This window comes from Verrucosispora sp. ts21, assembly GCF_002879555.1.
Lineage (GTDB): Bacteria > Actinomycetota > Actinomycetes > Mycobacteriales > Micromonosporaceae > Micromonospora > Micromonospora gifhornensis.
This window is the reverse complement of sequence record NZ_PNOZ01000021.1, coordinates 1-16,893: the sequence shown is the minus strand read 5'-3', so window position 1 is coordinate 16,893 and position 16,893 is coordinate 1. Positions and strand designations below refer to the sequence as shown.

The 16,893-nt window shown below is 72.4% G+C and carries 13 protein-coding genes and 2 pseudogenes; 7 read left to right on the top strand and 8 right to left on the bottom strand.

The window, feature by feature from the left end:
* The first annotated feature begins 157 nt into the window (after positions 1-157).
* Together glnA (C1A38_RS11545) and C1A38_RS11540 are read left to right on the top strand one after the other, a co-directional pair.
* Positions 158-1,507: a type I glutamate--ammonia ligase gene (gene glnA / locus C1A38_RS11545; RefSeq protein WP_013735227.1), complete on the top strand. Its 1,350-nt coding sequence runs from the start codon at positions 158-160 to the stop codon at positions 1,505-1,507.
* 97 nt (positions 1,508-1,604) lie between these two features.
* On the top strand, positions 1,605-2,030 hold the full coding sequence (locus C1A38_RS11540; protein ID WP_013735226.1) for a DUF350 domain-containing protein: 426 nt from the start codon (positions 1,605-1,607) through the stop codon (positions 2,028-2,030).
* Between the two features lie 122 nt (positions 2,031-2,152).
* Here C1A38_RS11540 and C1A38_RS11535 read toward each other — a convergent pair whose 3' ends face one another.
* Complete coding sequence (locus C1A38_RS11535) at positions 2,153-2,698, bottom strand: hypothetical protein (protein WP_102657844.1); 546 nt, start codon at positions 2,696-2,698, stop codon at positions 2,153-2,155.
* A 151-nt stretch (positions 2,699-2,849) separates the two neighbouring features.
* Complete coding sequence (locus C1A38_RS11530) at positions 2,850-3,725, bottom strand: S66 peptidase family protein (protein WP_102657906.1); 876 nt, start codon at positions 3,723-3,725, stop codon at positions 2,850-2,852.
* A 126-nt stretch (positions 3,726-3,851) separates the two neighbouring features.
* Here C1A38_RS11530 and C1A38_RS11525 point away from each other — a divergent pair, with 126 nt between their 5' ends.
* Positions 3,852-4,619: a type 1 glutamine amidotransferase gene (locus C1A38_RS11525; protein ID WP_102657843.1), complete on the top strand. Its 768-nt coding sequence runs from the start codon at positions 3,852-3,854 to the stop codon at positions 4,617-4,619.
* Entirely contained in the window at positions 4,619-7,723 is a 3,105-nt protein-coding gene (locus C1A38_RS11520; RefSeq protein ID WP_102657842.1) for a bifunctional [glutamine synthetase] adenylyltransferase/[glutamine synthetase]-adenylyl-L-tyrosine phosphorylase, read from the top strand. The genes C1A38_RS11525 and C1A38_RS11520 overlap by 1 nt, the downstream gene beginning before the upstream one ends.
* Before the next feature lie 81 nt (positions 7,724-7,804).
* Here C1A38_RS11520 and C1A38_RS11515 read toward each other — a convergent pair.
* Together C1A38_RS11515 and C1A38_RS32585 are read right to left on the bottom strand one after the other, a co-directional pair.
* Positions 7,805-9,031 (bottom strand): annotated as a pseudogene (locus tag C1A38_RS11515) (hypothetical protein); the annotation flags it as partial.
* Positions 9,032-9,160: 129 nt separating this feature from the next.
* Positions 9,161-9,586 (bottom strand): annotated as a pseudogene (locus C1A38_RS32585) (hypothetical protein); the annotation flags it as partial.
* A gap of 44 nt (positions 9,587-9,630) precedes the next feature.
* Here C1A38_RS32585 and mptB (C1A38_RS11510) point away from each other — a divergent pair.
* Positions 9,631-11,031: a polyprenol phosphomannose-dependent alpha 1,6 mannosyltransferase MptB gene (gene mptB / locus C1A38_RS11510; protein ID WP_199180180.1), complete on the top strand. Its 1,401-nt coding sequence runs from the start codon at positions 9,631-9,633 to the stop codon at positions 11,029-11,031.
* 137 nt (positions 11,032-11,168) lie between these two features.
* Positions 11,169-12,647, top strand: coding sequence for a polyprenol phosphomannose-dependent alpha 1,6 mannosyltransferase MptB (mptB, locus tag C1A38_RS11505; RefSeq protein ID WP_102657905.1), 1,479 nt, complete (start codon positions 11,169-11,171; stop codon positions 12,645-12,647).
* A gap of 7 nt (positions 12,648-12,654) precedes the next feature.
* Here mptB (C1A38_RS11505) and C1A38_RS11500 read toward each other — a convergent pair whose 3' ends face one another.
* From C1A38_RS11500 to glnA (C1A38_RS11485), 4 genes are all read right to left on the bottom strand, one after another.
* Positions 12,655-13,638 carry a hypothetical protein gene (locus C1A38_RS11500; protein WP_102657839.1) on the bottom strand — a complete coding sequence of 328 codons (984 nt, stop codon included), beginning with the start codon at positions 13,636-13,638 and terminating at the stop codon, positions 12,655-12,657.
* The gene (locus C1A38_RS11495; protein ID WP_102657838.1) at positions 13,635-13,994 is read right to left on the bottom strand and encodes a PadR family transcriptional regulator; all 360 of its coding nucleotides are present in this window, start codon (positions 13,992-13,994) and stop codon (positions 13,635-13,637) included. The genes C1A38_RS11500 and C1A38_RS11495 overlap by 4 nt, the downstream gene beginning before the upstream one ends.
* A 34-nt stretch (positions 13,995-14,028) precedes the next feature.
* Complete coding sequence (locus C1A38_RS11490) at positions 14,029-14,583, bottom strand: RDD family protein (protein ID WP_102657837.1); 555 nt, start codon at positions 14,581-14,583, stop codon at positions 14,029-14,031.
* A 160-nt stretch (positions 14,584-14,743) separates the two neighbouring features.
* A complete protein-coding gene (glnA, locus tag C1A38_RS11485) occupies positions 14,744-16,168 on the bottom strand; it encodes a type I glutamate--ammonia ligase (protein ID WP_102657836.1) in 1,425 nt (474 codons plus the stop codon).
* A 322-nt stretch (positions 16,169-16,490) separates the two neighbouring features.
* Here glnA (C1A38_RS11485) and C1A38_RS11480 point away from each other — a divergent pair, with 322 nt between their 5' ends.
* Positions 16,491-16,826: an RDD family protein gene (locus tag C1A38_RS11480; protein WP_050814782.1), complete on the top strand. Its 336-nt coding sequence runs from the start codon at positions 16,491-16,493 to the stop codon at positions 16,824-16,826.
* Positions 16,827-16,893: the final 67 nt, after the last annotated feature.

The following is a 16,893-nucleotide window of genomic DNA, read 5'->3' as shown; positions in this document are numbered from 1 at the left end:
CCCGTCGGTGCGGGCCGTCGACCGTACGTCGGGACTGCGCGGGACGCGGCGCCGGCGGTTCGCGTAACGTCTGCGTAATCGGGCCGGTGAAGACTGGTCGGTCAGGTCGGGTAAAGCCCGGTCGAAGGCGGACATAGAGTCGCGGAAGGTTGAGGCAGTGGACCGTCAGCAGGAGTTCGTCCTCCGTACGCTGGAAGAGCGGGACATCCGCTTCGTCCGGCTCTGGTTCACCGACGTGCTGGGCACGCTCAAGAGCGTCTCGGTCGCCCCCGCCGAGTTGGAGGCCGCCTTCGACGAGGGCATCGGGTTCGACGGCTCGGCGATCGAGGGCTTCGCCCGGGTCTTCGAGTCGGACATGGTGGCCATGCCCGACCCGACGACCTTCCAGGTGTTCCCCTTCGAGGGCGGGGTCAGCGGCGAGAGCGCCCGGATGTTCTGCGACATCCTGCTGCCCGACGGCAGCCCGTCCTGGGCCGACCCGCGGCACGTGCTGCGTCGGGCGCTGTCCCGGGCGGCGGAGAAGGGCTTCACCTTCTACACCCACCCCGAGATCGAGTTCTTCCTGCTGGAGAACGGGCCGGCGGACGGCTCGGTGCCGATCCCGGTGGACACCGGCGGCTACTTCGAGCACACCACCCACGCGGTGGCCCGCGACTTCCGCCGTCAGGCGGTGCTCGCGCTGGAGCGCATCGGCATCTCGGTGGAGTACAGCCACCACGAGGTGGCCCCCGGCCAGCAGGAGATCGACCTGCGCTACGCCGACGCGCTGACCACCGCCGACAACATCATGACCTTCCGGCACGTGGTGAAGGAGGTGGCGCTCTCCACCGGGGTGCAGGCCACCTTCATGCCCAAGCCCTTCACCGACCAGCCGGGCAGCGGCATGCACACCCACCTGTCGCTGTTCGAGGGGGAGCGCAACGCGTTCCACGACCCCAGCGACCCGATGAAGCTGTCCAAGGTGGCCCGCGCGTTCATCGCCGGGCTGCTGGCGCACGCGCGGGAGTACACCGCGGTCACCAACCAGTGGGTGAACTCCTACAAGCGGCTGTTCCCGCAGGCGCTGCCAGACCGGGTCACCGAGAGCCCGGCGTACGTCTGCTGGGGGCACCTGAACCGCTCCGCGCTGGTCCGCGTCCCGGCGTACGGCAAGCCGAACTCGGCCCGGGTGGAGATCCGCTCGCCCGACTCGGCGGCCAACCCGTACCTCGCCTTCGCGGTGCTGCTCGGCGCCGGCATGAAGGGCATCGAGGAGGGGTACGAGCTGCCGCCGGGCGCGGAGGACGACGTCTGGGCGCTGAGCAGCGCCGAACGGCGAGCCATGGGGTACGAGCCGCTGCCGGAGAACCTGGCCGAGGCGATCGACGTGATGGCCGGCTCGGAACTGGTCGCCGAGGTGCTCGGCGAGCACGTCTTCGACTTCTTCCTGCGCAACAAGCGCTCCGAGTGGGAGCAGTACCGCCGCGAGGTCACCCCGTACGAGCGTCAGCACTACCTGTCGCTGTAACCAGACCACCGCTGCCGGCCGTTGCGGCCTGCCGCTATCGTCTCGATCACCGTGCCGGCGCCCTGCCGGCCGGAGATGACGGTCGGGGAGGCAGTCGGTGTTGGAGGATCTGCTCAGCGGAGCCTGGCAGAGTGTGGTGTTCGGTGTCGTCGGCGTCGGCCTGATGGCCGCCGGCTTCGGACTGGTCGACCTGCTCACCCCAGGCAAGCTGCGGGACCTGATCTGGGTACGCCGTAACGCCAACGCCGGGTTGCTGCTCGCCGCCAACCAGCTCGGCGTCGCCGGGATCGTGTTCACCGCGATCCTGACCAGCTACCACGACTTTGCCAAGGGGCTGGCGTCCACTGTGCTGTTCGGACTGATCGGTCTCGGCATCATGGCGCTTGCCTTCGTCGTGCTGGACCTGCTCACCCCGGGCAAGCTCGGCGAGGTGGTCTGCTCCGACGAGCCGCACCCGGTGGCGAAGGTCAGCGCCGCCAGCCACTTCGGTGCCGCGCTCATCGTCTGCGCCTGCATCGCCTGAGCTGATCGAGCAGCCACCCCGGTCGGGCACCTGCCCGACCGGGGTGTGTCGTGTCCGGGGGGATGTCGGCGGGATGCCGTACCCGTCCTGCCCGGTGTCACCCGACGGTCACGTACCCGGTGTCACTTGCCGGCGGTGTCGTCCTGACCGGCCTTGTCGCCCTTGGCACCGGGGCCACCGAAGACGCCGGCCTCGACGGCCGCGGTGATCGCGTCGGCCTGCTCCTGGGTGAGCATGCCCTCCTCGACCGCCTTGGCGAGCCGCTCGGCCATGGCCTCCTTGCGGTCCTCGGGGGAGTGCTGCGGCCCGCGGTCGCCACCGCGCTTGTGCTCGCCGCCACGGTGCTGGTTTCCACCGCGACCCTCGGGGCGCTCGCCTTCCGGCTTGCCCTGCGGCTTGTGCTGCTCGCGGAGCTTCTCCAGGGCCTCGGTCACCTTGTCGGCGGGCACGCCCAACTCCTCGGCCAGCGCCTCGGCGAACGCCTGGTGACGCTCTCCGCGCTCCGGCCGCTGCTCGCCCTTGCGGTCCTCGGCGCTCGTGCTGGCGCTCGGGCTCGGGGTGGCCTTGTCGTCGGCGAGCGCCACGGTGGGAGCGGCGATCCCCACGGCGAGCACACCCGCGGCAGCCAGTCCGCCCAGCAGGTGCTTCTTCGAAATCGTGCGGGACATCGGTCCTCCAACTCGTCGGTGATGCGATGACGTCACCGACAGTGACCGGCCAGTCTGGGTGAGGCCCATGCCGAACCTGTCAGCGAGCTGGCAATCAGCCGCCGCAAAACCGGACATGTCCGACCTCGGTGGCCGGTACGGGGACAGCCGGTCAGCAAACGGCGGAAGCCACGGTGAGGGTGCCGGCGTCCGCGTCGAGGGTGGCCAGGGTGCCCACCGGGACGGAGAGCTGACCGGGGCCGTGGCCGATCGGCAGCCCGCCCAGCACCGGCACGCCCAGGTCACCGAGGCGCTCGGTGAGCACGTCGGCCACGCTGACCTCCCAGCCGTCCGCGCAGTCGGTGAACTGGCCCACCGCCACCCCGGCCAGCCCGGCCAACGCCCCGGCGCGACGCAGCTGGGTCAGCATCCGATCGACCTTGTACGGCGGCTCCTGCACGTCCTCCAGCAACAACACCGCCCCGGTCAGGTCCGGCATGTCCGGGGTGCCCAGCGAGGCCACGATCAGGCAGAGGTTGCCGCCCAGCAGGCGACCCATGGCCCGCCCCGGCACCCGTACGGCGAAGGTCTCCTCGGCCTCGACGGCACGTACGGTGACCGGTTCGGCACGGGTCAACGCGGCGTGCAGCGACTCGGCGGAGGCCAGCGGAGTGCGCTCGTCGCGCCAGGCCGCCCCCGGTCCGTGCACCCCGGCCAGCCGGGCACCCCGCCACAGCGCCAGTTGCAGGGCGGTGATGTCGGAGAAGCCGGCGACCACCTTCGGGTCCCGGCGTACCGCCGCCATGTCGATCGCGTCCACCACCCGCTGCGCCCCGTAGCCGCCCCGGGTGCAGATGACCCCGCGTACCTGCGGGTCGGCGAAGGCGGCGTTCAGGTCGGCCGCGCGCAGCGCGTCGACCCCGGCCAGGTACCCCTGTCGGGCGTACACGTTGCGGGCGAGCACCGGCCGCAGACCCCAGCCGGTGAGCAGTTCGATGCCCCGGGCCACCCGCTCCGGGCGGGTCGGCCCGGAGGGGGACACCAGCATCACCGTGTCGCCCTCGCGCAGGGCCGGCGGGCGTACGACGTGGTCAGCGGCGGTGTGGTCGGACACAGCCGGAGAGCCTAGTCCCGCGCGCGGCCCCGATCGGCCCGACCGGATAGCCTCGACGACGTGGGAACTGCGTTGGTGATCGAGAACGACCCGACCGACGACGCGCGGCGGTTGGGGGAATGGCTGACCGAGGCGGGTCTGGAACTGTCAGTGGTTCGCCCGCACGCAGGCGACGAACTTCCCGCCGACCTCGCGGGCTACGCGGCGCTCGTGGTGCTCGGCGGCGACCAGCAGGCCTACCCGACATCCGACGGGTCGCCGTCAACTGCCTGGTTCCCCGACGTGGAGGCGCTGCTGCGTAAGGCGGTCCGGCACCGACTGCCGACCCTGGGCATCTGCCTCGGCGCGCAACTGCTCGCCACCGCCCACGCCGGCACCGTCGAGCGCAGTGCCGCCGGGCCGGAGGTCGGCCCCGCCGTGGTCGGCCGGCGCGACGCCGCCGAGAACGATCCGCTGTTCCGGTACGTGCCGCTGATCCCGGACGTGTTGCAGTGGCACGCCGACGAGATCACCGAGCTGCCCGTCGGTGCCACCCTGCTGGCCGCCTCCACCCGCTACCCGAACCAGGCGTTCCGCCTCGGCGACCGGGCCTGGGGTCTTCAGTTCCACATCGAGTGCGACACCGCGATGATCGCCGACTGGGCCACCGACTCGGCGTTGCTTGCCGAGCTGGGCTACGACCCGGACCTGGTGGTCGCCGCCTGCGACGCGGTGATGGTCGATGTGGAAGAGGCCTGGCAACCGTTCGCCGCCCGGTTCGCCGCGCTGGCCCTCGGCGAACTGGACGACGACGGGCCGCGCCGCACGCTGCCGCTGCTCGGGCACTGATGGGCCGGCCGACAAGCGCCACCGGCCGGCTCGCCCGGTACGGCTTCGACGTCACCGACTCCGACGGCGGTGCCCGTGCCGCCGACCTGCTCGGCCCGACCGGCCTGGACCTGTGGCGACCGCAGACCCAGGAACCGACCGGCGAGGCGGCCCAGGAGTTGCTCACCGCGCTGTCCCGGGCCGCCGACCCGGACCTGGCGCTGCGCCAACTGCACCGCCTCGTCGAGGCGGAACGCCGCGCCCAGACCGGCGGCAACGGCACCGCGGCCGGTGCCGGCACGACGGGCGGCTCGGACTCGACGGGCGGCGGCAACGGTGCCGGCGGCATCGGCTCGGGCGGTATCGGGGCGGGTTCGGCGTTGCTCGCGGCCCTGCACGACGATCCGGGGCTGCGCCGCCGGCTGATCGCGGTGCTGGGGGCCTCCTCGGCGTTGGGTGACCATCTCGTCGCCAACCCCGACCAGTGGGCGGTGCTGCGCACCGAGCCGGACGGGCTCGCGCCGACCGCCGACGGGCGACTCGACACGACAGGTGACGGCAACCCGGTGGCGGTGCTGCGCCGGGCGTACCGGCTGGCGTTGTTGCGGATCGCGGCGGCCGACCTGACCGGCGGGCGTGGCCTGGAGCAGACCATGGTCGCCCTCTCCGCGCTGGCCGACGCCACCCTGTCCGCCGCCTACGACATCGCCGTGACCGAGCTGCCCGAGGGCACCGCCGAGCCCCGGCTGGCCGTGGTGGCGATGGGCAAGTGCGGTGGCGGCGAACTCAACTACGTCTCCGACGTGGACGTGATCTTCGTGGCGGCCGAGGACGACGACCTCGCCGCGGCCACCACAGTGGCCACCCGGCTGATCCACATCTGCGGGCTGGTGGCCTGGCCGGTCGACGCCGCGCTGCGTCCTGAGGGCAACCGGGGTCCGCTGGTGCGGACCCTGGCCAGCCACCTGGCGTACTACCGCCGCTGGGCCCGCACCTGGGAGTTCCAGGCCCTGCTCAAGGCCCGCCCGGCCGCCGGCGACCTGGCGCTGGGTCAGGAGTGGATCGACACGCTGGCCCCGCTGCTCTGGCAGGCAGCCGAGCGCCCGGAAGCGGTCGAGGACGTCCGGGCGATGCGTCGCAAGATCATCGACCATATTCCGCCGAAGGAGTTGGAGCGCGAGATCAAACGCGGCCCCGGTGGGCTGCGGGACATCGAGTTCGCGGTGCAACTGCTCCAACTGGTGCACGGGCGTGGCGACGAGTCGCTGCGTACCCCCGGCACCATCCCCGCCCTGCGGGCGCTTGTCACCGGCGGCTACGTCGGCCGGGCCGACGGGGAGGCGCTGCTGCGCGGCTACCGTTTCCTGCGCGGCGTCGAGCACCGCCTGCAACTGCAGGGCCTGCGGCGAACCCACACCGTGCCCACCGATCCGGGCGCGTTGAAGTGGCTGGCCACCGCCCTCGGGTACGCCGCCAGCCCGGGACGCAGCGCCGTCGAGGCCTTCCGTGCCGAGTGGAACACCCACGCCACCGAGGTACGCCGGCTGCACGCCAAGCTGCTCTACCGCCCGCTGCTGGAGTCGGTGGCCCGGGTGCCGGCCGACGGTCTGCGGCTGACCCCCGAGGCGGCCCGCAACCGGCTGGAGATCCTCGGCTTCGCCGACCCCGCCGGGGCGCTGCGTCACCTCCAGGCCCTCACCGGCGGGGTGAGCCGCACCGCCGCGATCCAGCGCACCCTGCTGCCGGTGCTGCTCAGCGAGTTCGCCGACGCCCCCGAACCGGACCGGGGTCTGCTCAACTACCGCCAGGTCTCCGACTCCCTCGGCAGCACCCCCTGGTATCTGCGGCTGCTGCGCGACTCCGGGCCGGTGGCCCGCCGCCTGGCCCGGGTGCTCTCTTCCTCCCGGTACGCGGCCGACCTGCTCGCCCGCGAGCCGGAGGCGTTGCGCATGCTGGCCGAGGAGAGCGAGCTGCGTGCCCGGCCCCGCGACGTGCTCTGCGACGGGTTCGCCGCCGCAGCGGGCCGGCACACCGACCCGGTCGAGGCCACCCGGGCGGTCCGCGCGCTGCGTCGCCGGGAACTGCTCCGTCTCGCCTGCGCCGACGTGCTCAGCCGGGCCGGTTCGCTGGCACCCTCGCGGGGCGACGGTGAACGAATCACCCCCGGACTGGCCGACATCACCGCGGTCGGCACCGCCCTCTCCGACGTCACCGACGCCACCCTCGCCGCCGCGCTGCGCACCGCCCGGGCCGCCCAGCCGCCGATGCCGGGCCTGAAGTTCGCGGTGATCGGCATGGGCCGCCTCGGTGGGTACGAATCCAACTACCTCTCCGACGCCGACGTGCTGTTCGTCTACGAGCCCCCCGAAGGTGTCAGCGAGAGCGCTGCCAGCGCCGCCGCCCAGGCCATCGCCGAGGAACTGCGCCGACTGCTCGGCATGCCCGCGCCCGACCCGCCGCTCGGCGTCGACGCCGACCTGCGCCCGGAGGGCCGGCAGGGGCCACTGGTCCGCAGCCTCGCCGCCTACCAGCAGTACTACGCCCGCTGGTCGAGGGTGTGGGAGGCACAGGCGCTGCTACGGGCCCGCTGCGTCTGCGGCGACGCCGACCTGGGCACCCGCTTCGAACAGCTCGTCGACCCGGTCCGGTACCCGGCCGACGGGCTGACCCGGGAACAGATCATCGAGATCCGCCGGATCAAGGCACGGGTGGAGACCGAGCGGCTGCCCCGGGGCGCCGACCCGGCCACCCACACCAAACTGGGCCGGGGCGGCCTGGCCGACGTCGAGTGGGCGGTGCAGCTGCTCCAACTGCGCCACGCCGGGGCGTACCCGGCGCTGCGTGGCACCCGTACCCTCGACGCCCTCACCGCCGCCCGTGACCTGGGCCTGGTCGACCCGGCGGACGCCGAGGCGATGGCGGCCGGGTGGACCCTCGCGGCGCAGGTCCGCAACGCGCTGATGCTGGTCCGGGGTCGGGCCGGCGACCAGTTGCCCCGACACGGCGTGGAACTGGCCGGCGTGGTGCGGCTGCTCGGTGCCGAGGACCCCGGCGAGTTCCTCGACGAGTACCTGCGCACCGGCCGCCGCTCCCGCACCGCCGCCGAACGCGTCCTGGAGATGTAAGGAAGGGCACCTTATTAACGCCTGCGGTAGAGGAAGGGCCCCTTATTAACGCCGGTAACGGTTATGGGCGGGGGAGCCGGATCAGCTGCCGAGGGTGTACGTGCCGGCGCGCGGCACCGTGACCGCCGTCCAGTTCCCGTCGGCGGAGACGGTGGCGTCGCCGGAGGCGGTCAACCAGCGGCTGTGCCGGACCCGCACCGGCACTGTCGCGGCACCCGTGGTGCGGAACGTGACCGAGGCTCCGTCGGTGTGCAGCAACTCGCCGGGCACCCCGACCAGGGGCGTCGGGTCGGTCACCGCGTACAGCCGCCAGTGCCGGTCGGACCAGACCTCGGTCAGGTACGGCAGGCCGCCGTCGACCAGGTCAGCCTCCGCCCGACCGACCCAGGACAGCGGGGCGTCCGGCACCGCGACGTACTGCACCGCGTTGTCGTCCAGCCAGGCCCGGTAGCTGTCGACGGTCAGCGGCACGCCGGTGCCGGTAGCGCCGGGCACGGTGGTGAAGAACAGCGGGTTGCGGTCGATGTCGGCCTGCCGCAGCCAACCCCGGGCCAGCGGCACCTCGCCCAGCCGGGCCGCCTCCCAGTAGTTGCGGGTCGGCGGCACCTCCAGCCGACCGGTGAGCCCGCGCCGATCCAGTTCGGCGCGCAGCGGGGCGAAGTAGCCCCGAGCGTTTGTCGGATCGCCGATGCTGCGCAGGTCGGCAGGGACCACCGGCGGCTGCCACCAGCACACCACCGCCAGCAGCACAGCCAACGCGACCGCCCCGATCCGTCGCGGCATCGCACCCACCGGCGGCGGCAGGGCAGGCGGGCCGGGCGGTGGCGGGGCTGCTGGTGCGGGCGGTGGTTGGGCTGCCGGGGCGGGGCGGCCCGTTCGCCGGGCCGGTTCGAGCCAGGCGGGGCGGTGGGCGGCGGCGGCCAGCAACGGCAGCGCGAACATGGTCGCCAGGCGGGTGGCGTTCAGGCCGACCGGGGTGTGCACAAGCGCCGCCGCGACCACCCCACCGGCGGCCAGCAGCGCCCCGATCCGCACCGGCCGGTACCCGACCAGCGCGGCCACCAGCAGGGCGGTCACCGTCGCCCGGATCGTGTCGGTACGGCTGATGTTCATCCAGCCGCCGTCGCTGAACAGCAGCGCGGTCACGCCCAACGGCAGGGCGGCGGTCACCGCCAGGGTCAGCCCGTCGGCGTACCGGCGCGACAGCAGCAGGGCGACGCCGGCCAGACCGACGAAGAGGCCGGCCACCGGACTGGTCGCCGAGGCCAGCAGCGCCCCGACCCCGGCCAGCACGAGCGGCCACCGACCACCGACCCGAGCCGGTACCGCGTCGATCCCGTCCCGCCCGGCCGCCGGGTCGGGTTCGTTCTGCCTGGACGTCGGGTCGGGTTCGTTCTGCCTGGACGTCGGGGTGGGCCTCGGGGTGCCGGACGGCGTGGGTCGCCAGGTCAGGGCGAGCAGGGCGGCCAGGCCGAAGGCCACCCCGAGGCCGTACGTGATCCGGCCGGAGACCAGGTTGCCGGCGATGGTGATCACCCCGACCAGGCTGCCGAGCAATGGCCGGGGCACCCGGGTACGGACCAGCAGGGCGGCGAACAGAGCGGCCGCCGCGACCAGGGCGAGCACACCGGTGAGGCGTACCCCGAGCAGGGCCATCACCGGCTGGGCGAGCAGGCTGTAGCCGAACTGCTGGACCCCGCCGTACCAGCGAAGGTCGACCGGGGTCGCGCCGTGCGCGGCGAAGAAGTCGGCCCGGGCCACCTGCGCCGCCAGGTCCGAACCCATCGCCGGGAGGATGAGGTACGCCACACCGAGCGCACCGGCAAACGCGGCGACCAGCGCCACCACCCGCGAGCCCCGCATGCCCACCTCCGCCCCGCGCTCACGGTACTGGCAGCATGGCGGGCGTGCCCCATCACCTCGTGCGCTGGACTGGACTAGCCGGATCGATCATGTTGGCGGTGGCTGCCTTCCTCGGCGGAGCCCTGCCCGACGGGGACCTGCGACCCGACCCGGTGAAGATCTGGTTGGGCCCGAACGGACCGTGGATCATCGGGTTGTGGTTGTTCGGCACCATCGCCATGTCGGTGGCCTGGTGGGTGCTGCGGGACCGGGTGCCGTCGGCCCGCTGGGCGTTGACCACCGCCGCGCTGTGGATCCTGCCCTTCCTGGTCACCCCGCCGCTGGGCAGCCGCGACGCGTACGCGTACGCCTGCCAGGGGGCGAGCTACGCCAACGGCATCAGCCCGTACGAGTACGGCGTGTCCACCCTGCCCTGCCCCTGGCTGGACACCATGTCGTACATCTGGCGGGACACCCCGGCGCCGTACGGTCCGCTGTTCGTGGTGATCTCCGGCGCGGTGGTCGCCGCGACCGGGTCGCTGTTCGGCAGCATCGCGTTGTTCCGGGTGCTCGCGGTGGCCGGCGTGGTGCTGACGGCGGCCTGCCTTCCGGTGCTGGCCCGCCGCTGCGGCGTGCCGGTCGGTCGGGCGCTCTGGCTGGCCCTGGCCAGCCCGCTGGTGGGGGTGCACCTGATCTCCGGGGTGCACAACGACGCGATGATGGTCGGGCTGATGGTGGCCGGGCTGGCCATCGTGGTCACCTGGCCGGGACGCACCTGGCACCTGCTGGCCGGTGGGGTGGTGCTCGGCCTGGCCGCCGGCATCAAGGTCACCGCGCTGGTGGTGGTCCCGTTCGCGGCGCTGGCGGCGATCCCGAACGGCTTCTCGCTGCGCGGCCTGCTGCGCGACGGTACGCCGGTGGTCGGTGGCGCGGTGGCCACCCTGTTCGGGGTGACCCTCGCCGCCGGCCTGGACCTCGGCTGGATCACCGGGCTCTCGCACGGCAACGAGGTGATCGCCTGGACCTCGCCACCGACCGCCGTCGGGCAGACCATCGGCTACCTGGCGTTGCCGTTCGGCCTGCACATCGACGCGCTGCCGGTGACCCGCGGCATCGCCATGGTGGTGCTGGCGGCGCTGCTGGTCTGGCTGTGGTTCCGGGCCCGCTACCGCGAACCGCTGTGGCACGCCGCGCTGGCCCTGACCGCGGCGGTGGCGCTGGCCCCGCTGTTCCACCCGTGGTACTGGTTCTGGCCGCTGGTCCTGCTCGCCGCCACCGCCCACAAAACGTGGTGGTTCAGCGCGGTGACCGTGTACTCGGCGTTCCACGTGCTCGCCGACGGCACCGGGCTGCCCCGGCACACCAAGACGATAGGTGCGCCGCTGATGACACTGTTCGTGATCGTGGTGGCGGTTCGCTTGGTACGGTCGGCTCGGGCGACTCGCCGACCCGTTCCCGTGGACTGAGGAGAGGTACGCCGGTGACCGAACCCGGCGCCCCCCACCCCGACCCGGCCTCCACCCCCGAGGCCGGCTCGACCACCGGCGACGAGGGCTCGGCCACCGATCGCGGGGCCGGTTCGGTCACCGGCCGTGACCGGGTCGTGCGGTGGGTCGGGCTGGCCGGAGCGGTGCTGCTGGCTACCGCCTCCTTCCTGGGCGGTGCGCTGCCGGAGCGGACCACCAACCCTGCGGTCGACGGCCCGCTGACCGTGATCCTGTGGCTGGCCGGCACCACCGCCATGGTCGGTGCCTGGTGGGCGCTGCGCGGCGGTGCACCGTCGGTGTCGTGGGCGTACCGGACTGCGGGGCTGTGGGCGCTGCCGCTGTTGGTCAGCGCCCCGTTGGGCAGCCGGGACGTCTACTCGTACGCCTGCCAGGGTTGGGTGTACGCCGATGGTGGTGACCCGTACGCCATCGGGGTGGCCGCGGCCGGCTGCCCCTGGCTGGACACGGTCGCGCCGGTCTGGCGGGACACGGCCGCCCCGTACGGCCCGTTCTTCGTGCTGCTCGGCGCCCTGGCCGTGGTGCTCGGTGGTGGCCTGGTCGGCACGGTGGCGCTGCTGCGGGTGCTGGCGGTGGCCGGGTTGCTGGTGGCGGCGCTCTGCCTGCCCGGGCTGGCCCGGGCGGCCGGCGTGCCGCCCCGGCGGGCGACCTGGCTGGTGCTGGCCTGCCCGCTGGTCGGCGTGCACCTGGTGGCCGGTGCGCACAACGACGCGGTGATGCTCGGCCTGCTCCTGCCCGGCCTCCTGCTCCTGGTCCACCCTCCCGGCCGGCTGCTGCCAAATCGTCCGGGGGCGGTGACGGTTGCCGGGGTGCTGCTCGGGCTGGCGGTGTCGGTGAAGGCCACCGCCGTGGTGGTGCTGCCGTTCGCGGCGCTGGCCGCGGTACGCGGTCGACACACGGTCGCGGCGCTGCTGCGCGACGGTGGCCTCCTCGCCGTCGGGGTGGTCGGCGCGCTGGTGGTGACCTCGCTGCTGTCCGGTCTCGGGCTGGGCTGGATCGGTGGGCTGGGCAGCAGCGGGGACACCGTGCAGTGGACCTCGCCGCCGACGGCGGTCGGCATGGTCGTGGACTACGTCGGGAAGTTGGCCGGTCGACACCTCGGCGCAGTGCCGGTCGCCCGTGTCGTCGGCCTGGTGGTGCTGGCCGCGTTCCTCGTCCTGCTCTGGTGCCGAACCTGGTCCGCCCTCCGCACCCCCGCCAACCGATCGTTGACGTCGGACGGCGATTGGGTCATGAGGTTGGCTTCACGGGCCGGCGTGGTGCGGCCCGCCGACCCGGTGACACCGACGGGGGAGCGGCGGTTGATCCTCGGCGCCGCCGGCATGGCGTTGGTGGCGACCGTGGTTCTCGCGCCGGTGTTCCACCCCTGGTACGCGACCTGGCCGCTGGCGCTGCTCGCGGTGACGGCGACGCGTACGGCCTGGTTCGCGCTGCCCTGCGCGGCGGCCTCCTTCCTCGCCCTGCCGGACGGCAGCAACGTGGCCCGGCTGGTGAAGGCACCCGGCGCGGTGGCGATGACCCTGCTGGTGCTGGCCGTCGTGCTCCGCGCACCCTCCTGGCTACGACGCCCTCCCTGACCGCCGGTCAGCGGTGTCTGCCGCAGGTGGGGCAGGGGGCGGCGGCGGACGGGGTGCCCAGGCGGCGGCGCAGGGCGACGGCGGCCGGCAGCAGGGCCGGCCCGAGCAGGGCGACAACGAGTGCGGTGCCGACCATCGTCGGGTACGTGGGGCGTGGGGCACCACTGGCGAGACCGTCCACCGCCCCGGCCAGCAGGTGCACGTTGAGCAGGCCGACCGGGGTGAGCAGAGTCACCACGGCCCACCCGCCCCGCGCGTCCCGCCGCATGCCCAGCCCGATCGCCAGCAGGAGCACGACCAGCAGCAGCACCGTGCCGATGGGCGGCTGAAGTTCCTCGCCCGGGCCACGGTAGGCGCCCCAGTACGCACCGACCCCCATCGCGTAGGAGAGGAAGCCACCGACGGTCGCCGCTGTCACCGGCAGAACTCGGGCCAGCACCGAAAGGTGGTCATCGACCGCGAGCGCCAGCACCCCGAGCGCGACCACCGGGACCAACACCAGCAGCGGTGGCCGTGGCACACCGGCGAGCGCGCTCACTACCGGCACCGCTGCGGTCACCAGCAACGCCACGCCGATCGCCACGCGGGCGGGTCGGCCCGGTGCGACGGCGGCGACCAGCACGGCGATCAGCCAGCCGCACCACGCGACGATGCCGACCGAGACGAACGGGCCGAACACCGGCACCCCCGCCTCAGCGGGCGGCAGATGCTGCTCGGCGAGCACCCAGAAGCCGGCGAGGAAGGCGGCGGTGGTCAGGGCGAGTAGTCCGGCCAGGCGTACCCCGGGAATCAGGTCGGTGGCGCCGGCCGCGCGCAGCCGCTGACGCAGACCGCCGCGCCCGAGGTCCGCGGCCTCCGCGAGGGAGGGCCGGCGCCGATCCGGTCCGGCCAGGTCGAGGTACGTCCCGATGATCTCGTCGCCGCGTTCGCGCCGGTAGTTCGCCGGGTACGCCCGCAGCAGGCGTCGGTAGCGTCGCTCCAACTCGTTCATGCCAACCCCCCGACCGTACGCGGAGTCAGCGCCTGGGCCTTGCGGGCGCGCAGCCGAGCGGTGGCCGCTTCGACGTTGCGCCGCAGTCGTTCGGTCTCGGCGGCGAGGATGCTCGCCCCGCTGGGGGAGAGGCGGTAGTAGCGGCGCAGCCGCCCGTCGACGGTCTCCTCGCGGTCGAGTTCCACCAGCTCGGCGTCGGTGAGCCGGTCCAGTGCACCGTAGAGGGTGCCGGGGCGCAGCGAGAGCCGTCCGTCGGAGAGAGCGGCGACCTCGCCGATGATCGCGTAACCGTGCATCGGCTCGCGAGCGAGCGCGGTGAGGATGAGGTAGGTCGGTTCGCGTAGCGGCGTATCCATGGCCCGAATATATCGGACGCGAAGGTATTGGGGGTCACTGGATGCCGGCGGCGTGCAGGTGTCGGGTGGCGGCCCGATCGATGCTGGTCCGCGCCGGGGAACCGGCCACTCCCAACCCGGTCGCCTCGCTCAGCACCACGATGCCGAACACGATCGGCATGAACACCGTCCGGACCACCATGGCCCAGCACCCCTTCAGGCCGATGCGCCCGCCGTCCCTGGCCCGTACCAGCTGCGTACCGGTGAGGACCGCACCGAGCGCGCGGCCGTTGCCGTAGCCCAGGCCGTACAGCATCGGCACCACGAAGCACGACGCGATCGCCAGCACGGCGACGGCATCGATGGCGAGGCCCTGCCCACCGTCGTGCAGCAGAGCCAGCACGACGACACAGACCCCCACCCCGAACAGGCACACCACCGCGTCGACGAACCAGGTCACGAACCGCGCCACCAACCCCGCCCGCACGTACGGGGTGCCGTTGTCGAATGTGGCCACCCGCTTGGCGCTGCCCGGTCCCCAGGCGTGCTCCGCGTACGCCTTGGCGGCCTCCAGCCGGGTCGGCGACCGGTCGATTCCGCGGACGCTCATGACACTCTCCTGTCGATCTTCTGTCAGGTTGCCGGCTCAGTCTGCGGCAGCTTCGACAGGATGACCGGACAGGGGTGACGCAGCAGTTCTCGGATGACCCCCGACGCGTTCGGGCCGGCCCCGCGAACGCGGAGCCGGCCCGAACGGGAGCTGATCGTGATCAGCAGTCGAAGTACATGGCGAACTCGTGCGGGGTCGGGCGCAGACGCACCGGGTCGACCTCGTTGGCCCGCTTCCAGTCGACCCAGGTGGAGATCAGGTCCGGGGTGAAGACCCCGCCGTCGAGCAGGTAGTCGTGGTCGGCCTCCAGCGAGTCCAGCACCGCCGGCAGCGAGCCCGGCACCTGCTTCACGTCGCCCCACTCCTCCGGCGGGAGGTCGTAGAGGTCCTTGTCGATCGGAGCCGGCGGCTCGATCTTGTTCTTGATGCCGTCCAGGCCGGCCATCAGCATCGCCGAGAAGGCGAGGTAGACGTTTGCCGACGGGTCCGGCACGCGGAACTCGACGCGCTTGGCCTTCGGGTTGCTGCCGGTGACCGGGATGCGGGTGCAGGCGGAGCGGTTGCGCTGCGAGTAGACCAGGTTGACCGGCGCCTCGAAGCCCGGCACCAGGCGACGGTACGAGTTGACCGTCGGGTTGGTGAAGGCCAGCAGCGACGGGGCGTGGTGCAGCAGACCGCCGATGTACCAGCGGGCGGTCTCCGACAGGCCGGCGTAACCGGTCTCGTCGTAGAACAGCGGCTCACCGTTGAGCCAGAGGCTCTGGTGGGTGTGCATGCCCGAGCCGTTGTCGCCGAAGAGCGGCTTCGGCATGAAGGTCGCGGTCTTGCCGGCGGCCCAGGCCTGGTTCTTGACGATGTACTTGAACAGCTGCATCTGGTCGCCGGCGTGCAGCAGGGTGGAGAACTTGTAGTTGATCTCCGCCTGGCCGGCAGTGCCGACCTCGTGGTGCGAGCGCTCGACGGTGAAGCCGGTGTCGATCAGGCGCCGCACGATCGAGTCGCGCAGGTCGGCGTAGTGGTCCACCGGCGGCACCGGGAAGTAACCACCCTTGTACGCGGTCTTGTAGCCGCGGTTGCCGCCCTCTTCCTCGCGGCCGGTGTTCCAGGCGCCCTCGATCGAGTCGATGTAGTAGAACGACTGGTGCGCCGAGGTCTCGTGGCGGATCGAGTCGAAGATGTAGAACTCCGCCTCGGCACCGAAGTACGCGGTGTCCGCGATGCCGCTGGCGGCGAGGTACGCCTCGGCCTTCTTCGCCACGTTGCGCGGGTCACGGGAGTACGCCTCGCGGGTGAACGGGTCGTGGATGAAGAAGTTCAGCGCGAGGGTCTTCTGCGCGCGGAAGGGGTCGATGAAGGCGGTCGCGACGTCCGGGAGAAGGAGCATGTCCGACTCGTGGATCGCCTGGAAACCGCGGATCGACGATCCGTCGAAGGCGAGACCGTCGGTGAAGAAACCCTCGTCGACAGACTCCACCGGCAGGTTGAAGTGCTGCATGACGCCGGGTAGGTCACAGAAACGAACGTCGACGAACTTTACGTCCTCGTTCTTGAGGTAACGCAGGAGTTCCTCGGGATTGGCGAACACTAGTCCTCCTGGCACGTCCACGGGTAGCTCGGCTCCTGGCGACGCTATGGCCGTGGGGTTGCCCGGCCATGTCTCCAGTGTTTCTGCCGTGTTACGTCCCTCGCGGTGTGTCACGGCTGACATAATGCGGACGCCGAAACCGGAGGGACTGGTCCGGCTGTGCCAGTCTAGTGAAACTTCCTGCTATTGGTCCGATTCCACGCCACGCGCACGGACCTGTTCCGGGCCGGTAGGGCAGCGCTGAGTAATCTTGGCCGCTGTGACAACCCAGCCGCACGCTTCGACGCCGCCCGCAGCCGACCCCGACTTCGTACCGGCCGAACTGGGCCGCCGCTTCGGAGCGCTGATCATCGACTGGGTGCTCTGCCTGCTCGCCGCCGGCCTGTTCGCCAGCCCGACACGTGACGGCTGGGCGCCGGTGCTCGTACTGATCGTCGAGTACGCCATCTTCCTCGGCCTGTTCGCCCAGACCCCGGGCATGTACCTGACCCGGATCCGCTGCGTGGCCTGGTCCGACGGCGGCCGCATCGGCCTGCTGCGCGCCCTCCTGCGTGGCGTGCTCCTGGCCCTGGTGGTCCCCGCCCTCCTCATGGACCACAATCGCCGTGGCCTACACGACCGCCTCACCAACTCCGTCATAACCCCCGCCCCCCGCTGACCCCCACCCCCGCCCCGCCCGGGCGTCCCGCGATCTTGCACTTCCTGACCCCGCAAAGCACCTCGAT